This window comes from Microbacterium wangchenii (genome assembly GCF_004564355.1).
Lineage (GTDB): Bacteria > Actinomycetota > Actinomycetes > Actinomycetales > Microbacteriaceae > Microbacterium > Microbacterium wangchenii.
Genome location: NZ_CP038266.1, coordinates 2760201 through 2777907, shown reverse-complemented (window position 1 = coordinate 2777907; position 17707 = coordinate 2760201). Strand labels below are relative to the sequence as shown.

Below are 17707 nucleotides of genomic sequence, written 5' to 3'. Positions count from 1 at the left end.
CCTTCTTGTCCTCCCGGCCTCGAGGGCCGGTTCTCCCCAGCCTCCCGTGCGCCGACGTTGTCCACGGATCGCTCCCTGCCGTCACCCGGGTCTGCCCGCTCTCTCTAGCGTCGCTGCATGCCCGAGGCCTTCGTCGTCGCACCGCGGCGTCCGCCTGCCGAGCCGCCGCCCACCCGGAATCCTTCACCCGCACCCGTCGTCGCCCGTGACGCGGCGCTGGCGCCGTTCGCCCGGTTCCTCGATGAACCCGGCGTCACCGACCTCTTCGTCAACGGTGCGGACGGCCTGTTCGTCGACCGCGGCGACGGTCCACGCCGCGTCCGCGAGTGGCGTGCGGCGGAATCGGATGTGCGCGATCTCGCCGTCGCCCTCATCGGTGCCGGCGGCCGCCATATCGATGACGCGACGCCGTGCGTGGACGTGCGCCTGGCCGGCGGTGTGCGCGTGCACGCCGTCCTGCCCCCGATCGCGCACGCGGGCACGACGATCTCCGTCCGCATCCCGCGGACGCTCGCGCCGGGGCTGGACGAGCTGGTCGGCCTTGGTCTCACCGATGACGCCGGTGCGCAGCGGCTGAAGCAGCTCGTCCGCGACCGCGTGAACCTCCTCATCACGGGCGCGGCCGGGTCCGGCAAGACCACGCTGCTGGCGGCGCTGCTCTCCCAGGCGCCGGCAGGCGAGCGCATCGTCACGATCGAGGACGTCGCCGAGCTGAGGTTGCGGCATCCGCATCATGTCGCGCTGGAGGCGCGGCAGCCGAACCTGGAGGGGGCGGGCGGGATCGGCCTGGCGCAGCTCGTGCGCGAGGCGCTGCGCATGCGTCCGGACCGGCTCGTGGTGGGGGAGTGCCGTGGTGCGGAGGTGCGGGAGCTGCTGTCGGCCCTGAACACCGGACACGACGGCGGGGCCGGCACCCTGCACGCGAGCGGACTGCCGGACGTGCCGGCCCGGCTGGAGGCGCTGGGTGCCCTGGCGGGGCTGGACGACGCGGCGTTGGCCCGCCAGGTGGTCAGCGCGATCGGATGCGTCGTGCATCTGGCGCGCGACCCTCAGGGCGGCCGCCGGGTCGCCGGCGTCGGGCGGCCGGTGCTGCGGGACGGGCGTCTGCACCTCGAGGAGACGCCGTGGGTATGAGGCGTCGCAGGTCGGCCCGTCCGGACGCAGCCGTCGCGGCGGACACTGTGCTGCGCCTGGCCGTGCTGTTGCGGGCAGGCCTGGCACCGTCCCGCGCGTGGATCGTCCTCGACGACGGGGGCGACCCGGTCGCCGGCCGCGTGCGCGCCGCCGTCACGCGCGGCGAGGCGGTGTCCGACGCGCTCGCCGCCGAGGGCGGTGCGTGGAACGACGTCGCGGCGGCGTGGACGGTGGCCACCACGGTGGGGGCGCCGCTGTCGGAGAGCCTTCGCGACGTCGCGTCGGCGCTGCGTGACGGGCAGCGTACGGCCGATGACATTCGCGTCGCGCTGGCCGAGCCCGCCTCCACCGCGAGGCTGCTGGGCTGGTTGCCCCTGGTCGCCGTCGTGCTGGGTCTCGCGCTCGGCTTCGACACCGCACTCGTCCTCGCCACGACGCCGATCGGCCTCGCGTGCCTCGTGGGCGGAGTCGTCCTCATGGTGATCGCCCACCGCTGGAACGCCGCGCTCGTCCGGCGGGCTGCGGCCGCACCCGGCATTCCGGGGATGGCGGCCGAACTCACCGCGATCGCCCTGGCCGGGGGGGCGTCGATCGACCGGGCGCGCGGGCTGGTGCGCGACGCCACCGGCGACGCGGCCGGCGCGGACGTCGACGAGGTCCTCGCCCTCTCCCGCGCGGCGGGGGTTCCGGCCGTGGAGCTGCTGCGCTCATCGGCGTGGCTCACCCGCCACCGGGCCCGCACCGACGGGCGGCTGCGGGCCGCCCGTCTGTCCGCGCGGCTGCTCCTCCCGCTCGGAGTGTGCACGCTGCCGTCCTTCCTCCTTCTGGGGGTCGCCCCGATGATGCTGAGCATCCTCTCCTCCGGCGTGCTGACCCTCTGACCCGCTCGTGCCCGCATCCATCCGCCACGAAAGGAACCGCCATGTCCCTGCCCCTCCTCCCCGCCGCGGCGCCGCCCGCCCGCCGCGCCGCCCCCGGGCCGACCGCTCCGCCGCCGCTCACCCGCCGGCGGGGGCGGATGCTGTTCGCCGACGAATCCGGCGCCGCCACCGCCGAGTACGCCATCGCCACGATGGCGGCGGTGGCCTTCGCCGGACTGCTCGTGGTCATCATGAGGTCGGACGAGGTGCGCGGCATCCTCACCGACCTCGTCCGCCGCGCGCTGACGGTCGAATGAGCGCTCGCCGCCCCCGCTCGCTCCTGGGCGAGCGGGGGTCGGCCACGGCCGAGTTCGCCGTCGCCCTGCCCGCCGTGCTCCTGGTCGTGGTGTTCGGCGTCGCGGCTCTGGGGGCCGGGGCGCGCCAGGTGCGCCTGCAGGACGCCGCGGCCGATGCCGCCCGGCTGGTCGCGCGCGGGGAGAGCGCCGACCGTGCGACAGCCGTGGTCGCCGCCGCCGGTGGCGCCGCCGACATCGAGCCGCGCGGTGACCTCGTGTGCGTCACGGCCCGCGCCCCGTCCGCGCTGCCGGGCCTGCCGCCGACTGCCGCGACGGCGTGCGCATTGGCCGGGGGGCTCTGATGCCCGGCACCGCGACGGCCGTGGGGCTGGTGGCCGCGGCGGCGACCCTCACCGCGGCGCTGTGCGCGGTCTCGGGGGCGGCCGTCCACGGGCAGAAGCTCGCGGCGGCGGCGGATGCGGCGGCGCTGGCAGCGGCCGATGCCGCCAGCGGCGCGGTGGCGGGCGTCCCGTGCGATCGGGCCGGGGAGGTCGCGGCGGCGGCGGGGGCGGCCGTGGTGGCGTGCGATCTGGACGGACTCGTGGCCACCGTCACGGTATCGGCGCCGCTGGGCGTGCTGCCGGCCTCGGCCACGGCCCGCGCAGGACCTCCGGCACCCTACCTCAGAGCTGCACCCAGGAACTCGTGTGTATGGTGTGCTTCGGAGAAAGGACCCCAGTGGCACACGGAAAAAAGCTCGTCATCGTCGAGTCGCCGACGAAGATGAGGTCGATCCAGGGATACCTCGGAGACGACTATGAGGTGCTCAGCTCGGTCGGCCACATCCGCGATCTTGCGAGCAAGAAGGACATCCCTGCGGACAAGAAAGAGGCGTACGGGAAGTACTCGATCGACATCGACAACGACTTCGATCCGTACTACGTCGTCAACGACCGCAAGAGCAAGACGGTCGCCGAACTCAAGCGCGCCCTGAAGAACGCCGACGAGGTCCTGCTCGCCACCGATGGTGACCGCGAGGGTGAGGCCATCGCGTGGCACCTGCTCGAGGTGCTCAAGCCCAAGGTCCCCGTCAAGCGCATGGTCTTCCACGAGATCACGAAGGACGCCATCCGCGACGCCGTCCAGCACACGCGTGAGCTGGACACCTCCCTCGTCGACGCGCAGGAGACCCGTCGCGTCCTCGATCGCCTGTACGGCTGGGACGTCTCTCCTGTGCTGTGGCGCAAGGTCGGCTCGGGCCGCGAGGGCACGGCACTCAGCGCCGGCCGTGTGCAGTCCGCCGCCACCCGCCTCGTCGTCGACCGTGAGCGCGAGCGCATGGCCTTCGTCTCGGCGTCGTACTGGGATGTCGAGGCGTCCGCCGTCCGCGACGCCTCCGCGTTCACGACGCGGCTGGCCCGCGTCGACGGTGCGCCCCTCGCGCGCGGCACCGATTTCGATGACCGCGGCGCGCTGAAGAAGGCCGTCGTCGCCCTCGACGAGACGCAGGCGCGCGAACTCGCCGCCGCGATCGAGGCGGCGGGCGAGGCAACCGTCACCGCCGTCGAGGCCAAGCCCGGTACGCGCAGCCCCAAGCCCGCATTCACCACCTCCACGCTGCAGCAGGAGGCCGGACGCAAGCTGTCGATGAGCGCGAAGCACGCCATGAGCGTCGCCCAGCGGCTCTACGAAAAGGGCTACATCACCTATATGCGCACCGACTCGACCGCGCTGTCGGCGCAGGCCGTGAAGGCCGCGCGCCAGCAGGCGGTCTCCCTGTACGGCGACCGTGCCGTGCCGCCGAACCCGCGCACCTACCGCAACAACTCCAAGAACGCCCAGGAGGCCCACGAGGCCATCCGGCCCTCGGGTGAGGTCTTCCGTACGCCCGCGTCCGTTTCCGGCGAGCTCGATCGCGACGAGCAGCGGATGTACGACCTGGTGTGGAAGCGCACCGTGGCCAGCCAGATGTCCGACGCGAAGTACGAGACGACGACCGTCACGCTGCGCGTGGAGGCCGGCGACCGCGTCGCCGAGTTCACCGCATCCGGCACCGTGTACACCTTCAAGGGCTTCCTCGAGGCCTACGAGGAGGGACGCGACGAGAAGCGCGGCGACGCCGACAAGGCCGAGGACCAGTCCCTGCCCGCTCTCGCCGTCGGCGACACGCTGCGCATGCGCGACGTCGAGCCGAAGGGCCACGCCACGTCGCCCAAGCCCCGCTACACCGAGGCGAGCCTCGTCAAGGCGCTGGAGGAGAAGGGCATCGGACGCCCCTCCACGTTCGCGAGCATCATCGACGTGATCCTCGACCGCGGGTACGTCACCAAGCGCGGCCAGGCCCTCGTGCCGAGCTGGCTCGCGTTCAGCGTCGTGCGCCTGCTCGAGGAGCACTTCGCCGACCTCGTCGACTACGACTTCACCGCCGCGCTCGAGGACGACCTCGACGCGATCGCCCGCGGCGAGCAGAAGCGCACCGAATGGCTGCGCTCCTTCTACTTCGGTTCGGATGAGCAGGTGGGTCTTCGCAACGTCGTGGACAACCTCGGCGAGATCGACGCGCGCGAGCTCAACTCCACGCGCATCACCGACACCGCCACGTTGCGCTTCGGCAAGTACGGCCCCTATCTCGAGGTGACCGACCCCGCCGAGCCGGACTCGCGCCGCATCGTCAACATCCCCGACGACCTCGCCCCCGACGAGCTCACGCCCGACAAGGTGCAGGAGCTCATCGACGCGCCCGTCGCCGGCGACCGCGTGCTGGGGGAGAACCCGGAGAACGGCAAGCTCATCGTGGTCAAGGACGGCCGGTATGGTCCGTACGTCCAGGAGGTCGACCCGGAGGAGCCGGAGAACGTCGACGAAGCCACCGGCGAGGTCGTCGAGGCGCCGAAGAAGAAGACGGCGAAGAAGGATGCGGCGCCCAAACCCCGCACTGCCTCGCTGTTCCGCTCCATGTCGCCGGAGACGATCGACCTCGACATGGCGCTGCAGCTGCTGACGCTGCCGCGCGTCGTCGGTGCCGATCCCGAGTCGGGTGAGGAGATCACGGCGCAGAACGGCCGCTTCGGCCCGTACCTGAAGAAGGGCACCGACTCGCGGTCGCTGGATTCGGAGCAGCAGATCTTCGACATCACGCTCGAGGAGGCGCTGGCCAAGTACGCCGAGCCGAAGTACGGCGCGCGGCGTGCGTCGAGTGCGCTGAAGGAGTTCGACAACGATCCCACCAGCGGCAAGCCGATCCGCCTGCGCGACGGCCGCTTCGGCCCGTACGTGACCGACGGGACGACGAACGCGACCATCCCGCGCGGCGAGAACGCGATGGATGTCACGTTCGAACGTGCCGTGGAGCTTCTGGCCGACAAGCGTGCGAAGGGTCCCGCGCCCAAGCGCACGGCGGCCAAGCGCGCGCCGGCGAAGAAGAAGGCGCCGGCGAAGAAGTCGTGAGCGCGCCCGCAGCATCCGGTCTGTTCCTCACGTTCGAAGGGGGCGACGGGGCCGGCAAGACCACGCAGGCCCGCCTCCTCGAGCAGTGGCTGAGCGACCGTGGCCGTGCCGTGGTGCGCACGCGCGAGCCGGGCGGGACCGAGGTGGGCGTGCTGATCCGCGACATCGTGCTGCATCACCGCGGCGACATCGCACCGCGCGCGGAGGCGCTGCTGTACGCCGCCGACCGCGCCCATCACGTCGCGACCGTCGTGCGTCCCGCGCTCGAGCGGGGCGACGTGGTCATCCAGGACCGCTACCTCGACTCCTCCGTCGCGTACCAGGGTGCGGGACGCGTGCTGGATGCGGCGGAGATCCGCGACCTGTCGATGTGGGCGGCGGGCGGCCTGCTGCCTGACCTCACGGTGCTGCTCGACCTCGACCCGGCGGCTGCCCGTGCCCGGAGGGAGGGCGACGCGAAGCCGTTCGACCGCCTCGAGGCAGAACGCGACGACTTCCACGCCCGCGTCCGCGCGGGGTTCCTCGACCTCGCCGCCGCCGAACCGGGCCGCTTCCTGGTGATCGACGCGGCCCTTCCGCCCGAGTCGATCGCCGCCACGATCCGCGATCGCGTCGCGGCCCTGCTGCCCTGACGCCGCCGTCTTCCCCGAAAGTGCATCAGCTCGGCGAGACCGCACCGGATGTGATGCACTCTCGCCGAGACGATGCACTCTCGGCGCACGTGCCTGGGGCGGGGCGGGGGAGCGCGAGAGAGGGGTCGGCGGGCGCGGTTAGGCTGGAGCGCATGCCCGCCCTCGCTGCCCCCGTGGATGCTCCGTGGGATGCGGTGTGGGGTCAGGAAGAGGCCGTGCGGTCCTTGCGCGCCGCCGCCGAAGACCCCGCCATGCTCGCTCATGCGTGGCTGATCGTGGGTCCGCCCGGATCGGGACGCTCGACGCTCGCGCGCGCCTTCGCCGCCGCGCTCATCGCCGAGCCCGGCGACTCCGCGGCGATGCACCAGGTGCTCGCCGGCACGCATCCCGATCTGACCGCCCTGCGCACCGAGCAGGTCGTCATCCGCATCGACGAGGCCCGGCGCCTCGTGGAGCGCGCCTACTTCGCGCCGTCGCTCGGCCGTCACCGCGTGATCGTCGTCGAAGACGCCGACCGGATGACCGAGCGCACCTCCAACGTGCTCCTCAAGGCACTCGAGGAGCCGCCCGAGCACACCGTGTGGGTGCTGTGCGCACCCAGTGACGCCGACCTCCTGCCGACGATCCGCTCCCGCGTGCGCCTGCTGCGCCTGCGCGAACCCGACGTCGACGACGTCGCCGCCCTCATCGCCCAGCGCACGGGCGTTCCCCTCGATGTGGCCGAGCAATCCGCGCGCCACGCCCAGCGCCACATCGGGATGGCGCAGCGGCTGGCCACCGACGCCGACGCGCGGGCCCGCCGCGCCGAGACCGTCGAGGCGGTCCTGCGGGTGCGGGGCATCAGCGACGCGGTGGAGGTCGCGGGCAGTGTCGTGCGGGTCGCCACCGATGACGCGAAGGCGCTCACCGCGCAGCGTGACGAGGAGGAGCGGGCAGCGCTGCTGCGCACCCTGGGCGTCGCGCCGGGCGCCGCCGTCCCCCCGGCCGTGCGCGGGCAGCTGAGCGCGCTCGAGGACGACCAGAAGCGCCGCGCCACGCGGAGCCTCCGCGACGGCATCGACAGGGTCCTCACGGACCTGCAATCGCTGTACCGCGACGTCGTGGTGATCCAGTTCGGGCGCGACGGAGACCTCATCAACCGCGAGTACGAGCGCGACCTGCGCGCGATCGCGGCCGACTGGACGCCCGAGCGCACGCTGGGGGTCCTGGACCGCATCGCCGAGACCCGGCGCAACCTCCAGCAGAACGTCGCGCCGCTGCTGGCGCTGGAGAGCATGCTCATCACGGTGGCCACCGGGACCACGCCGTGAGGCGCGCGCGGATGCTGGCGCTGGCCGCCACGCTCGCCCTCGCCGCCGTGCTCTCCGGGTGCTTCCTCGTCCCCGAGCCCATGCCTTCCCGCACGCCGGACACGAGCGGCGTATCGGCGGAGCTCCTGCCGTACTACGGCCAGGAGCTGGAGTGGAGCCGGTGCGAGGGCGACGCCTTCGACTGCGCCACGGTGCGCGCGCCGCGGGACTGGAGCGACCCGTCGGCCGGCGAACTCGAGCTCGCGGTGATCCGCCAGCGCGCGACCGACGGTGACCCCCTGGGCTCCCTCTTCACCAACCCCGGCGGCCCCGGGGTCAGCGGGTACGACTATGTCCGCGCCGGCGCAGCCGCCCTGGCGGGCCCCGAGGTGACCGCCGCATACGACCTGGTCGGGTTCGACCCACGCGGGGTGGGCCGCTCCACCCCCGTGACATGCCTGGACGCTGCCGACATGGACGACTACCTCTACGGCATCCCCGAGGGCCGGCGGGGCACGCCCGAGTGGGACGAGAGCCTCACCGAATCCGCGGAAGCCTTCGCCGCCGCCTGCGAGGAGAACAGCGGCGACCTCCTGCCGTACATCTCCACAGTCAGCGTGGCGCGCGACCTCGACCTGCTGCGCGCCGTCCTGGGGGATGAATCGCTGAACTACCTCGGCTACTCGTGGGGCACGGCGCTGGGCGCGCAGTACGCGCAGCTGTACCCCGAGCGAGTGGGGCGCATGGTGCTGGACGGCGCGATGGACCCCGCCCTTCCGGGTTCCGAGATCGGAGCCGCGCAGGCGGTCGGGTTCGAGGCGAGCCTGCGGGCGTTCTTCGCCGACTGTGCCGAGCGCGACGACTGTCCGTACGCCGGCACCGTGGATGACATGCTGGCCGATCTGGCCGCGCTGCTGGCCCGCGTAGACCGCGCGCCGGTCGCCGCAGCCGACGGCCGGCGGGTGGGCGCCGACACGCTCATGACCGCGATCATCCAGACCCTGTACGCCCCGGGCACGTGGCCGTGGCTGCGCGTGGCGCTGTCCGAGCTGGAGGACGGCGACGCGACCGCGGTCCTCACGGCGGCGGATTCGTACAACCGTCGTGCCGACGGCGAGTACCTGGACAATTCCACCGAGGCGTTCACGGCGTACAACTGCATGGATTACCCGGTCGAGTCGGCGGAATCCGAGCGGGCGGCGGAGGAGCGCATTCGCGCGGGCGCGCCCACGACGGCGGACTACTGGTACGGCGCAGACGTGTGCGCGTTCTGGCCGGCCGAGCCGACGGGTACGCGCGAGCCCGTGACGGCCGAGGGTGCCGATCCGATCCTCGTCATCGGCACGACCGGCGACCCGGCCACCCCGTACGAATGGGCGGTGTCGCTCGCCGACCAGCTGTCCTCCGCCGTCCTGGTCACGCGGGTGGGCGAGGGTCATACGGGGTACATGAAAGGCAACGACTGCGTGAACGAGACGGTCGACGCGTATCTGGTGGAGGGCGTCGTGCCGGAGGCGGATGTCGTCTGCCGGTGACCCCCGGCGTGTTCGCGGGCGCGTCCGCGAGCAGGTAAGATCGATGATCGTGCATCGCGCAAGCGAAGCGCGCCACCTTAGCTCAGTCGGCAGAGCGATTCACTCGTAATGAATAGGTCAAGGGTTCGATTCCCTTAGGTGGCTCCACTTCCCCCCCGACCGGAGGGCCCATGACGAACGCGATCGAGGCGATCGTCGAGATCCTCAGCTGGATCGGTCTCGGTATGGGCGCACTCGTCGCCCTCCTGGCTCTCGTGGTTCATCTGGTGGACGGCACGTGGGTGCCCGTGCGCGCCTTCGTCGAGCACGAGGGCGATGAGATCGTCCTGCGCTGGTTCGACGAGGAGGATGCCGTGAACTCGGCCCCCATCTCAGCGGCGCAGTGGCGCGAACTGGGCGGCCGTGACACGGCGGAGGTCTTCGCCCGGCGGGGCTCGCGCAACCGGGTGCGGGCCGCCCGGCATTCGGGCGCGGTGCGGGGGCTCCTGCTCCTGGCCGCGGTGCTGCTGGCCGTGGGTGCGGTGTGCCTGATCATCTCGGGCGTCATGCTGTTCGTCCGCTGAGACCCGGGCCGAATGGCGCGTCACCACTTTGCTAGATAAGCTAGCGATATGTCTGCGTCGCCTCGCACCTCCCTCCGGCCCCCTCGCTGGCTCCGTGTCTTCCTCCCCGCGGTGCTCATCCTGCTGTGGCTCGCCGGTGCGGCCATCGGAGGCCCGTACTTCGGCAAGGTGGAAGAGGTCGCGACCAACGACCAGTCGTCGTTCCTGCCCGAGTCCGCCGACGCGACGCAGGTCAACGAGCGCCTCGCCGACTTCCTCGGCGAGGGCAGCATCCCCGCCGTGGTGGTCGTGGAGGGCGACGGCGAGCTGACCGAAGACCAACTGGCCGACCTGCAGACCCTCGCCGACGACCTGGCGGCCGTCGAGGGCGTGCAGGACGAGATCTCCCCGCCGATCGTGAGCGAGGACGGCGTGGCGGCGCAGGTCTTCGTTCCCATCGACAGCGAGGGCGAGGTGCGCGAGACCGTCGTCGAGCTTCGTCAGGTGGTCTCGGACGACCTTCCCGAGGGGCTCGAGGGGTGGGTGACCGGTCCTGCGGGGTTCACCGCCGACCTCGCCGAGGGCTTCCTCGGAATCGACGGGCTGCTGCTGATCGTCGCCCTGGCCGCCGTGTTCGTCATCCTGGTGATCGTCTACCGCTCGCCACTGCTGCCGATCCTCGTGCTGATGACCTCCGTCTTCGCGCTGTGCGTGGCCCTGCTGGTGGTGTGGTGGCTGGCCAAGGCGGAGATCTTCGTCCTCAACGGCCAAGTGCAGGGGATCCTGTTCATCCTCGTGATCGGTGCGGCGACCGACTACGCCCTGTTGTACGTCACCCGCTTCCGGGAAGCCGTCGCCGACGGGCGGGGGAGATGGGATGCGGTGGTCCGGGCGTGGCGCGGATCGTGGGAGCCGATCCTGGCCTCCGGCGGGACGGTGATCGCGGGACTGCTGTGCCTGCTGCTGTCCGACCTCGCCAGCAACCGCGCGCTCGGCCCGATCGCCTCCATCGGCATCGCCTTCGCCATGCTGTCGGCGCTGACCTTCCTTCCCGCGCTCCTGGCCGCCGTCGGCCGGGCCGCGTTCTGGCCCTTCATCCCGAAGGAGCCGGTGGCGCAGATCTCCGACGACCTGTCCCAGCCCGTCCGCGGGCTGTGGGCGCGGCTGGCACGCTTCGTCAGCCGCCACGCCCGGCCGGTGTGGATTCTCAGCACGGTGGTGCTCCTGGCCGGATGCGTCGGGGTGACGCAGCTGAAGGCCGAGGGTGTGCCCGCCAGCGACTTCGTCCTGGGCTACTCGGAATCCCGTGACGGCCAGACCGTGCTCGCCGACCACTTCGCAGCGGGGTCGGGCAGCCCGACCTACGTGCTCGTAGGCGAGGGCGACGCGCCCGACGCCCTGGCGGAGCTGGAAGACGCCGACGGCGTCGACAGCGTCTCGCTCGTCGTCGAGGACTCGCCCACCGGACAGGCGCCCGTCGCCCTGGAGGACGGCGAGCTCGCGGTGACGGCCTTCGGCCCGCCCGGCACCCCCGCCCCCGAGCCGACGGTGTCGGACGGCGAGCTGCTGTTCGCCGTGACGCTGTCGGATGCGGCCGATTCGGATGCCGCGGAGCAGACCATCCGCGACCTGCGCGCCGGCTTCGACAGCGAGTTCGGGGAGGGCGTCGTGCTCGTGGGCGGAGAGACCGCGATCGACGTCGACACCAACGACACCTCGATCCGCGACCGCACCGTGATCATCCCGGTGATCCTCGTGGTGGTCCTCATCATCCTGATGCTGCTGCTGCGCGCCATCCTGGCGCCGGTGCTGCTGATCCTGAGCACCGTGCTGTCCTTCGGCACGGCGCTGGGTGTCAGCGCCCTGGTGTTCAACTACGTGTTCGATTTCCCCGGCGCCGATCCCGCGGTTCCGCTGTACGGATTCGTCTTCCTCGTCGCTCTGGGCATCGACTACAACATCTTCCTGATGTCCCGCGTGCGGGAGGAAGCGCTGGAGCACGGGACACGCTCCGGCATCCGCCGAGGGCTGGTGTCCACGGGCGGGGTGATCACCTCCGCCGGCCTGGTGCTGGCGGCGACGTTCGCCGCCCTGGGCGTGATCCCGATCCTGTTCCTCGCGCAGATCGCGTTCATCGTGGCGTTCGGCGTCCTGCTGGACACGTTCGTCGTGCGCTCGCTGCTCGTGCCGGCTCTGGGCATCGACATCGGCCGCGCCATCTGGTGGCCGTCCAAGCGCCTGTGGCGCGAGGGTCCGGAGACGCGTGAGCCGGTCGCCGTGGGCGCTTCGGGAGCCCCGTCCGGGCCCGATTCCGACTCGGCGGGTGCGAAACCGGCGACACGGCGCTCGCTGCGCCGTCGGTGACCAGACCGGACTGACCGAGGCCGGACGGGCGAGAGCGCGTCCGGCCTCGGTACGCTTCTGACATGAGCAAGGCGCTGTTCCTCGTCGACGTGCAGAACGACTTCACCGAAGGCGGCGCCCTGGGCGTCGACGGCGGGGATGCGGTGGCCGAGCGCCTGTCGCGATTCCTCGCCGCGCACGCGGGCGACTACGACCTCGTGGTGGCCTCCCGCGACTGGCACGACGGGGACAACGACAACGGCGGGCACTTCTCCGACCAGCCCGACTTCGTCGACTCGTGGCCCGTGCACTGCGTCGCCGGTACGCCCGGGGCGGAGTACGACGAGCTCCTGGACACCAGCGCCGTCACCCACCATGTGCGCAAGGGGCAGGGAGAGCCGGCCTACTCGCTGTTCGAAGGCGTGGACTCCGACGGTCGCACCGCCGCCGAGCTGCTCGATGAACGCGGCATCCGCGACATCGACGTCGCCGGCATCGCGACCGACTACTGTGTGCGCGCCTCGGCGCTGGACGCCCTGGCCGCCGGGCGCTCCGTCCGCGTCTTCACCGACCTCGTCGCCGGGGTCCACCCCGACTCCAGCGCGGCAGCGCTCGCGGAGATCGCCGCGGCGGGCGGAGAATTGGCCGACTCCGGGGTCTGACCCACCCGGGGAAGCCCAGCGGGCGGGCCGTCACCGGGGCAGCCGGGCCGCCCGTGCGGGGTCAGAGCGCGGCCAGGGCCTCGGCGCAGGCCTGTTCGCAGCGACGGCACGCCTCCGCGCACACGCGGCAGTGCTCGTGCATGTCGGCGTGCTGCTCGCACTCCTCCGCGCATTGCGCGCACGCCACGCGGCAGGCTTCGAGCACGGCGCGCAGCGTCGCGGCGTTCTCGCCCGTCAAGCGGGTCAGGACCCGGGCTGTGGTGTCGCACACGTCGGCGCAGTCGGCGTTCCGGCGGATGCACGTGCGCAGCTCGGCCACCATCTCCTCGGCCAGGCACGCGTCGGCGCACGCCGTGCACGCCTGCGCGCACTCCAGACAGGCTTGGATGCAGCGCGCGAGCGCATCCGACGTCCCCGCGGCGGGGTGTGTGCGGCGCATCTCCTCGATGACGGTCATCTCTCTCTCCTTCCTGGTGCGCCCGGACTCTCCGGGCCTTCGTGCGGACAGGCGGGTCAGGTGACCCGGCCGTCCCCGGGTCGCGACACCCGCAGCCAGCGGTAGCCGTACGCTGCGACCTCCAGCTCGACCGCGCCGCGGGCTCCGAGCGGCAGGCGGTCGGCGGCCAACAGGTCGACCAGGACCGTGTCCTCCGGCTCGTCCGGCAGCGCGAACGCGAGCGTGGCGGGGGTGCCCGTGAAGTTGTGGATCGCGACCATTCGCCCGACGTCGGCACGCAGGGAGTGCACGAGGATGCCGGGGACCTCGTGCTCCAGCACCTCGAACTCGCCCCATCCCAGTTCGGGGGAGATACGGTAGCGGCTCGTCAGGTTGCGGAAGAAGTGCAGGAGAGAGTCGGAGTCCTCCAGCTGGTCGGCGACGTTCACGTGGGCCGGCGCGTACCCGTCGCCGGGCGGCGCCGCGACCAGACGCGACGGCGGGGCGGTGGAGAACCCGCCGTTGCGATCCGGTGACCACTGCATCGGCGTGCGCACGGCGTGACGCTTGTCGAGCTCGGCGTTCTCGCCCATTCCGATCTCCTCGCCGTAGAACAGCACGGGCGTGCCGGGCAGGGTGAACAGCAGGCTGTACGCCATGCGGATGCGGCGCGGATCGCCGTCGAGCATCGTCGGCAGGCGCTTGGTGATGCCCCGTCCGTACACCTGCTGGCTCTCGTCGGGCGCGAGCGCGTCGAACACCTCCTGGCGCTCGTCGTCGGTGAGCTGGTCGAGGGTGAGCTCGTCGTGGTTGCGGAGGAAGTTCGCCCACTGCGCTTCCACAGGCAGCGCGGGCCGGGACGACAGGGCAGCCGCCAGCGGAGCGGGGTCACCGCGCACGAGCGAGAGGTAGAACGCCTGCATCCCCGCGAAGTCGAACTGCATCGTGAGCTCTTGCCCGTCGTCGGTTCCGAAGTAGGCGGCCTGCTGGTCGTACGGCAGGTTCACCTCCCCGAGCAGGACCGCTTCGCTCGAGCGACGCTGCAGGAACCGGCGGATGTCGCGGAGCATGTCGTGCGGGTCACCCATCTGCTCGCCCGCGGGCACTTCGAGGAAGAACGGCACCGCGTCCACGCGGAAGCCGGTGATGCCCAACTGGAGCCAGAATCCGATCGCCTTGGCGATCTCGTCCCGCACGGCGGGGTTGGCGATGTTGAGGTCCGGCTGGTGCGGGTAGAAGCTGTGCAGGTACCACTCGCCCGACTTCTCGTCCTTCTCCCACAACCCGTCGGCCTCACCCGGGAACACGGGGTTCTTCTCGCCCTTCGGGGGCGGATCGGAGCGCCACACGTAGTAGTCGCGGTAGGGCGAGGACGTGCTGCGCTTGGCGGCCTGGAACCACGGATGCCGGTCGGAGGTGTGGTTCACGACCAGATCGACGATGACGCGCATGCCGCGGTCGCGAGCGGTGCGGATGACCTCGACCAGATCGCCGTGGGTGCCCAGGCGCGGGTCGACGCCGTAGAAGTCGGTGACGTCGTATCCGTCGTCGCGGTCGGGGGTCGGATAGAACGGCATGAGCCACACGCACGTGACCCCGAGCTGCGAGAGGTAGTCGATGCGAGAGGCGAGCCCCTGCAGGTCGCCCACCCCGTCGCCGTCGGAGTCCCGGAAGGTCTCGACGTCGAGGCAGTAGATGACCGCGGATTTCCACCACAGATCGCTCGTGTCGGTGATCCTCACAGCAGCTCCCTCAGTCGCGGCAGCAGCCGTTTCCGCGCCGCCTGCAGGAACGGCGCCTGGTCCTTGCCGACGTGGTGCAGGTACACGCGGTCGAAGCCGATCCGCGCGTGCTCCGCGATCCGCTCGGCCAGCTCGTCGAGGTCGGGGGAGATGAACAGCGCCTCCCGCAGCTCGTGGTCCTCCGGCTGGCCGGCGACGGCGTCGAACTGCTCGGGCTGTTCGATGTTCCACGCCTCCGGCGGTCCGACGACCCCGTTGCTCCATTGGTCGCGCGCGATGGCGAGGGCCTCGGCATCCGTCTCGGCCCAGCTCAGGTGCACCTGCAGGATGCAGGGACCGGCGCCGCCGGCCGACCGGTACGCCGACACGACGTCGTGCAGGGCGTCGGGCGGCTGCAGGACCGTGGCCAGCCCGTCGGCCCAGGATGCGGCCCACCCGGCCGTCTCAGGGCTCACGGCCGTCGCGAACAGGGGAGGAGGCGTCTCCGGGAGGGTCCACAGGCGCGCCTCGTGGACGCGCACGAGGCCGTCGTGATCGACCATGTCGCCGTTCAGCAGCCGCCGGATGACCGAGACGCTCTCGGCGAGCCGCTCGTTGCGTTCGTGCTTGGGCGGCCACGGCTCACCGGTGACATGCTCGTTCATCGCTTCGCCGCTGCCGAGGGCGGCCCAGAAGCGGCCGGGGAACATCTCCTCCAGCGTCGCGTAGGCCTGGGCGACCACGACGGGGTGGTAGCGCTGACCGGGTGCGTTGACGAATCCGATGGAGAAGGCGGTACGCGCCAGGGCGGCACCGAGCCAGCTCAGCGCGAAGCCCGACTCGCCTTGCCGCACACCCCACGGGGCGACATGGTCGGAGCACATCGCGCCGTCGAACCCGGCGGCTTCGGCCGCCACGACGTCGTCGAGGAGGCGGCTGGGTGGAATCTGTTCATGCGAGGCGTGGAATCCGAGGAAGACCATAGTCCGAGTCTTGCGGGCGATCCGCCCTTTGTGAACGAGTTGCCCCGAGCGCTTGTGTGCGATATTCGGCATATGCGGCTGGCCCCCTGTGATACTGAGTGCCATGAGGGCACCCCACCTGATCACCGCAGGGATCATCGTCGCCACCGCGCTTGCCGTTCCGACATCGGCGGTGGCCGCCCCCGCCCCGCCGCCGGCGGAGTTTCTCACGGAGGGCGAGGTGGAGTTGCACACCGCCACCGAGAGCGACGACGATTTCGATCCGGGCACCGTGTATTGGGAGGTGCAGATCCAGTGGAGCGACGGCATCCCCGCGTACGTCGCCACCTGGGAGCGTTCGGAGGGCACGTGGGCGTCGGTGGATGAGGTGAAGGCGCATTTCGCCGCCGCCGGCGCCGTCGACACGATCACCGAGAGCCGCCAGTGCCAGCTGTCCCGCATTCGGGAGATCGCCGCGGGAACGTCGTCTTACGAGGAGTTCCATGCGCTGTCGGGCGTCTCCGGCGAGGGCTGGCAACTCGCCCCCGACACCTGGAAGGAGATCAACGAGGCGTGCGCCTACGAGTATGAGAAAGACTGGGAATGGGCGTGGGAGCGCACCCCGTCGGTGCGCGACGAGGACACCGGGATCGCGACCGTACGGATCCCCATCGACGTGATCGGGCCCGGCGAGCATGAGCTGTTCGCCATGTCCTACGGGTTCTCGTACGAGCCCTCCGCTGACCTGGATGAGCTCTGCCGCATCCACACGTGGCCGGACGGACACTGGGCGAGCCGGACGTGCCGGTTCGAGTGGCGGGAGCCGGCGACGACCACCGTGATCGTGCCCGAGCCGCCGAGCGCGGCGCCCACGGACGCTCCGGCGGCGGACGCGCAGGAGTCGTCGGCCGGTCTGTCGGTGACGCCCGTGCTGGTGGGCGCCGGAGTCGGTCTCGTGGTCGTGGCCGGCGTGGCCGTCCTCATCGTCGTCATGCGGCGACGCACCCGGTCCTAGACCGCGAAGCCCGGACGTGGCGGCTCACCGCGTGCTGTCGAGGGTGACCGCATCACCGACGCGCACGGTACCGCCGCCCTCGAGAGGGAGCAGCAGAACGCCGAGGATGGCCTCGTCCTGCGCGAACTGCGTCGTGAGGATGCGGAGGAGGCGCGCGTCGCGCTCGCCGGTGTCGGGGTTGGCCATGATCGCCGCGCAGCGTCCGATGGGCCGCTGCACCTCGAACCACACCTCGCCGATCCGCACCCGCCCGGCCCAGCCGAGCTCCTCCCACGGGGTCGTGCCGCCGATCACGATGTTGGAGCGGAACCGGCGGTCATCCACCGGCGCCGGCACCGTCGCGTCCACCGCCTCGACCGACGCCGCCCCGTGCAGGGAGACGAACCCGGCCGGACGGTCCTGGAACCTTGACGTGACCCCGTCGCCGACGAGGCGCAGGGGCAGGACGCCGTCGCCGGCCAGGCGCCGGCCATCGGGCGTTTCAGCGAGGAAAGACGTGATCGCCTCCTCGAGTTCGCGGCGCCCCGCCGGGTCGAGTCCCGCGTCGGCCACCACACGTTCACCGACCGACAGCCGCACGCGCAACCCGACGTGGTCGAACGCCAACCGCAGTCGCGCCAGGGAGGGGAACTCCATGAGCGCGAGCCCGCGATCCTTCGGCCAGTACTCCCGGCCGTCCCGCATCTCGGGTTCGGATGCGGCGGCGAAGCGGAAGGCGAGCACGCGGTCACCGGCGACGCGGCCATCGGCCTGCACGACGAGCTCGTCCCGCCGCTCGGGCGTGAAGCCTTTCACCGGGTAGCGGTAGAGGGCGGCGACGGTGGGCACGCCTC

At 71.7% G+C, this 17707-nt stretch carries 16 protein-coding genes and 1 tRNA gene; 13 read left to right on the top strand and 4 right to left on the bottom strand.

What is annotated here, in order from left to right:
* Nucleotides 1-117 precede the first annotated feature (117 nt).
* The 12 genes from E4K62_RS13465 to E4K62_RS13405 all read left to right on the top strand — a co-directional run bounded on the left by E4K62_RS13465 (nucleotide 118) and on the right by E4K62_RS13405 (nucleotide 12740).
* Entirely contained in the window at nucleotides 118-1134 is a 1017-nt protein-coding gene (locus E4K62_RS13465; protein WP_135068248.1) for a TadA family conjugal transfer-associated ATPase, read from the top strand.
* A complete protein-coding gene (locus tag E4K62_RS13460; protein ID WP_135071378.1) occupies nucleotides 1131-2015 on the top strand; it encodes a type II secretion system F family protein in 885 nt (294 codons plus the stop codon). Before E4K62_RS13465 ends, E4K62_RS13460 begins: the two co-directional genes overlap by 4 nt.
* Before the next feature lie 137 nt (nucleotides 2016-2152).
* A complete protein-coding gene (locus E4K62_RS19065) occupies nucleotides 2153-2311 on the top strand; it encodes a DUF4244 domain-containing protein (protein ID WP_135071375.1) in 159 nt (52 codons plus the stop codon).
* Nucleotides 2308-2652, top strand: a complete 345-nt coding sequence (locus tag E4K62_RS13450; RefSeq protein WP_135068246.1) for a TadE family type IV pilus minor pilin — start codon at nucleotides 2308-2310, stop codon at nucleotides 2650-2652. The genes E4K62_RS19065 and E4K62_RS13450 overlap by 4 nt, the downstream gene beginning before the upstream one ends.
* Nucleotides 2653-3028: 376 nt before the next feature.
* Nucleotides 3029-5737 carry a type I DNA topoisomerase gene (gene topA / locus E4K62_RS13440; protein ID WP_135068244.1) on the top strand — a complete coding sequence of 903 codons (2709 nt, stop codon included), beginning with the start codon at nucleotides 3029-3031 and terminating at the stop codon, nucleotides 5735-5737.
* Entirely contained in the window at nucleotides 5734-6369 is a 636-nt protein-coding gene (gene tmk / locus E4K62_RS13435) for a dTMP kinase (protein ID WP_135068242.1), read from the top strand. The genes topA and tmk overlap by 4 nt, the downstream gene beginning before the upstream one ends.
* Before the next feature lie 152 nt (nucleotides 6370-6521).
* Nucleotides 6522-7679 carry a DNA polymerase III subunit delta' gene (locus E4K62_RS13430; protein WP_135068240.1) on the top strand — a complete coding sequence of 386 codons (1158 nt, stop codon included), beginning with the start codon at nucleotides 6522-6524 and terminating at the stop codon, nucleotides 7677-7679.
* An 11-nt stretch (nucleotides 7680-7690) separates the two neighbouring features.
* On the top strand, nucleotides 7691-9193 hold the full coding sequence (locus tag E4K62_RS13425) for an alpha/beta hydrolase (protein ID WP_135068238.1): 1503 nt from the start codon (nucleotides 7691-7693) through the stop codon (nucleotides 9191-9193).
* 71 nt (nucleotides 9194-9264) lie between these two features.
* Nucleotides 9265-9340, top strand: a tRNA-Thr gene (locus tag E4K62_RS13420).
* A gap of 23 nt (nucleotides 9341-9363) precedes the next feature.
* On the top strand, nucleotides 9364-9756 hold the full coding sequence (locus E4K62_RS13415; RefSeq protein ID WP_135068236.1) for a hypothetical protein: 393 nt from the start codon (nucleotides 9364-9366) through the stop codon (nucleotides 9754-9756).
* A 48-nt stretch (nucleotides 9757-9804) separates the two neighbouring features.
* Entirely contained in the window at nucleotides 9805-12099 is a 2295-nt protein-coding gene (locus tag E4K62_RS13410; RefSeq protein WP_135068234.1) for an MMPL family transporter, read from the top strand.
* A 62-nt stretch (nucleotides 12100-12161) separates the two neighbouring features.
* Nucleotides 12162-12740: an isochorismatase family protein gene (locus E4K62_RS13405; protein ID WP_135068232.1), complete on the top strand. Its 579-nt coding sequence runs from the start codon at nucleotides 12162-12164 to the stop codon at nucleotides 12738-12740.
* Between the two features lie 61 nt (nucleotides 12741-12801).
* Here the strand turns inward: E4K62_RS13405 and E4K62_RS13400 are convergent, their stop codons facing one another.
* The 3 genes from E4K62_RS13400 to E4K62_RS13390 are packed head-to-tail and all read right to left on the bottom strand — an operon-like array spanning nucleotide 12802 to nucleotide 15880.
* On the bottom strand, nucleotides 12802-13197 hold the full coding sequence (locus tag E4K62_RS13400; RefSeq protein WP_135068230.1) for a four-helix bundle copper-binding protein: 396 nt from the start codon (nucleotides 13195-13197) through the stop codon (nucleotides 12802-12804).
* A 56-nt stretch (nucleotides 13198-13253) separates the two neighbouring features.
* Nucleotides 13254-14918: an alpha-amylase family protein gene (locus tag E4K62_RS13395; protein WP_135068228.1), complete on the bottom strand. Its 1665-nt coding sequence runs from the start codon at nucleotides 14916-14918 to the stop codon at nucleotides 13254-13256.
* The gene (locus E4K62_RS13390; RefSeq protein WP_135068226.1) at nucleotides 14915-15880 is read right to left on the bottom strand and encodes a TIGR03885 family FMN-dependent LLM class oxidoreductase; all 966 of its coding nucleotides are present in this window, start codon (nucleotides 15878-15880) and stop codon (nucleotides 14915-14917) included. Before E4K62_RS13390 ends, E4K62_RS13395 begins: the two co-directional genes overlap by 4 nt.
* Nucleotides 15881-15983: 103 nt before the next feature.
* Here E4K62_RS13390 and E4K62_RS13385 point away from each other — a divergent pair, with 103 nt between their 5' ends.
* Nucleotides 15984-16874: a hypothetical protein gene (locus E4K62_RS13385; RefSeq protein WP_135068224.1), complete on the top strand. Its 891-nt coding sequence runs from the start codon at nucleotides 15984-15986 to the stop codon at nucleotides 16872-16874.
* Between the two features lie 24 nt (nucleotides 16875-16898).
* On the opposite strand, the gene E4K62_RS13380 is transcribed toward E4K62_RS13385, so the two are convergent.
* Nucleotides 16899-17702: an MOSC domain-containing protein gene (locus E4K62_RS13380; RefSeq protein ID WP_135068222.1), complete on the bottom strand. Its 804-nt coding sequence runs from the start codon at nucleotides 17700-17702 to the stop codon at nucleotides 16899-16901.
* Between the last annotated feature and the right edge of the window lie 5 nt (nucleotides 17703-17707).

Coding starts and splice junctions, on each gene's coding strand:
- E4K62_RS13465 (WP_135068248.1), top strand. CDS start 118: ATGCCCGAGGCCTTCGTCGTCGCACCGCGGCGTCCGCCTGCCGAGCCG.
- E4K62_RS13460 (WP_135071378.1), top strand. CDS start 1,131: ATGAGGCGTCGCAGGTCGGCCCGTCCGGACGCAGCCGTCGCGGCGGAC.
- E4K62_RS19065 (WP_135071375.1), top strand. CDS start 2,153: ATGCTGTTCGCCGACGAATCCGGCGCCGCCACCGCCGAGTACGCCATC.
- E4K62_RS13450 (WP_135068246.1), top strand. CDS start 2,308: ATGAGCGCTCGCCGCCCCCGCTCGCTCCTGGGCGAGCGGGGGTCGGCC.
- E4K62_RS13430 (WP_135068240.1), top strand. CDS start 6,522: ATGCCCGCCCTCGCTGCCCCCGTGGATGCTCCGTGGGATGCGGTGTGG.
- E4K62_RS13425 (WP_135068238.1), top strand. CDS start 7,691: ATGCTGGCGCTGGCCGCCACGCTCGCCCTCGCCGCCGTGCTCTCCGGG.
- E4K62_RS13415 (WP_135068236.1), top strand. CDS start 9,364: ATGACGAACGCGATCGAGGCGATCGTCGAGATCCTCAGCTGGATCGGT.
- E4K62_RS13410 (WP_135068234.1), top strand. CDS start 9,805: ATGTCTGCGTCGCCTCGCACCTCCCTCCGGCCCCCTCGCTGGCTCCGT.
- E4K62_RS13405 (WP_135068232.1), top strand. CDS start 12,162: ATGAGCAAGGCGCTGTTCCTCGTCGACGTGCAGAACGACTTCACCGAA.
- E4K62_RS13400 (WP_135068230.1), bottom strand. CDS start 13,197: ATGACCGTCATCGAGGAGATGCGCCGCACACACCCCGCCGCGGGGACG.
- E4K62_RS13390 (WP_135068226.1), bottom strand. CDS start 15,880: ATGGTCTTCCTCGGATTCCACGCCTCGCATGAACAGATTCCACCCAGC.
- E4K62_RS13385 (WP_135068224.1), top strand. CDS start 15,984: ATGAGGGCACCCCACCTGATCACCGCAGGGATCATCGTCGCCACCGCG.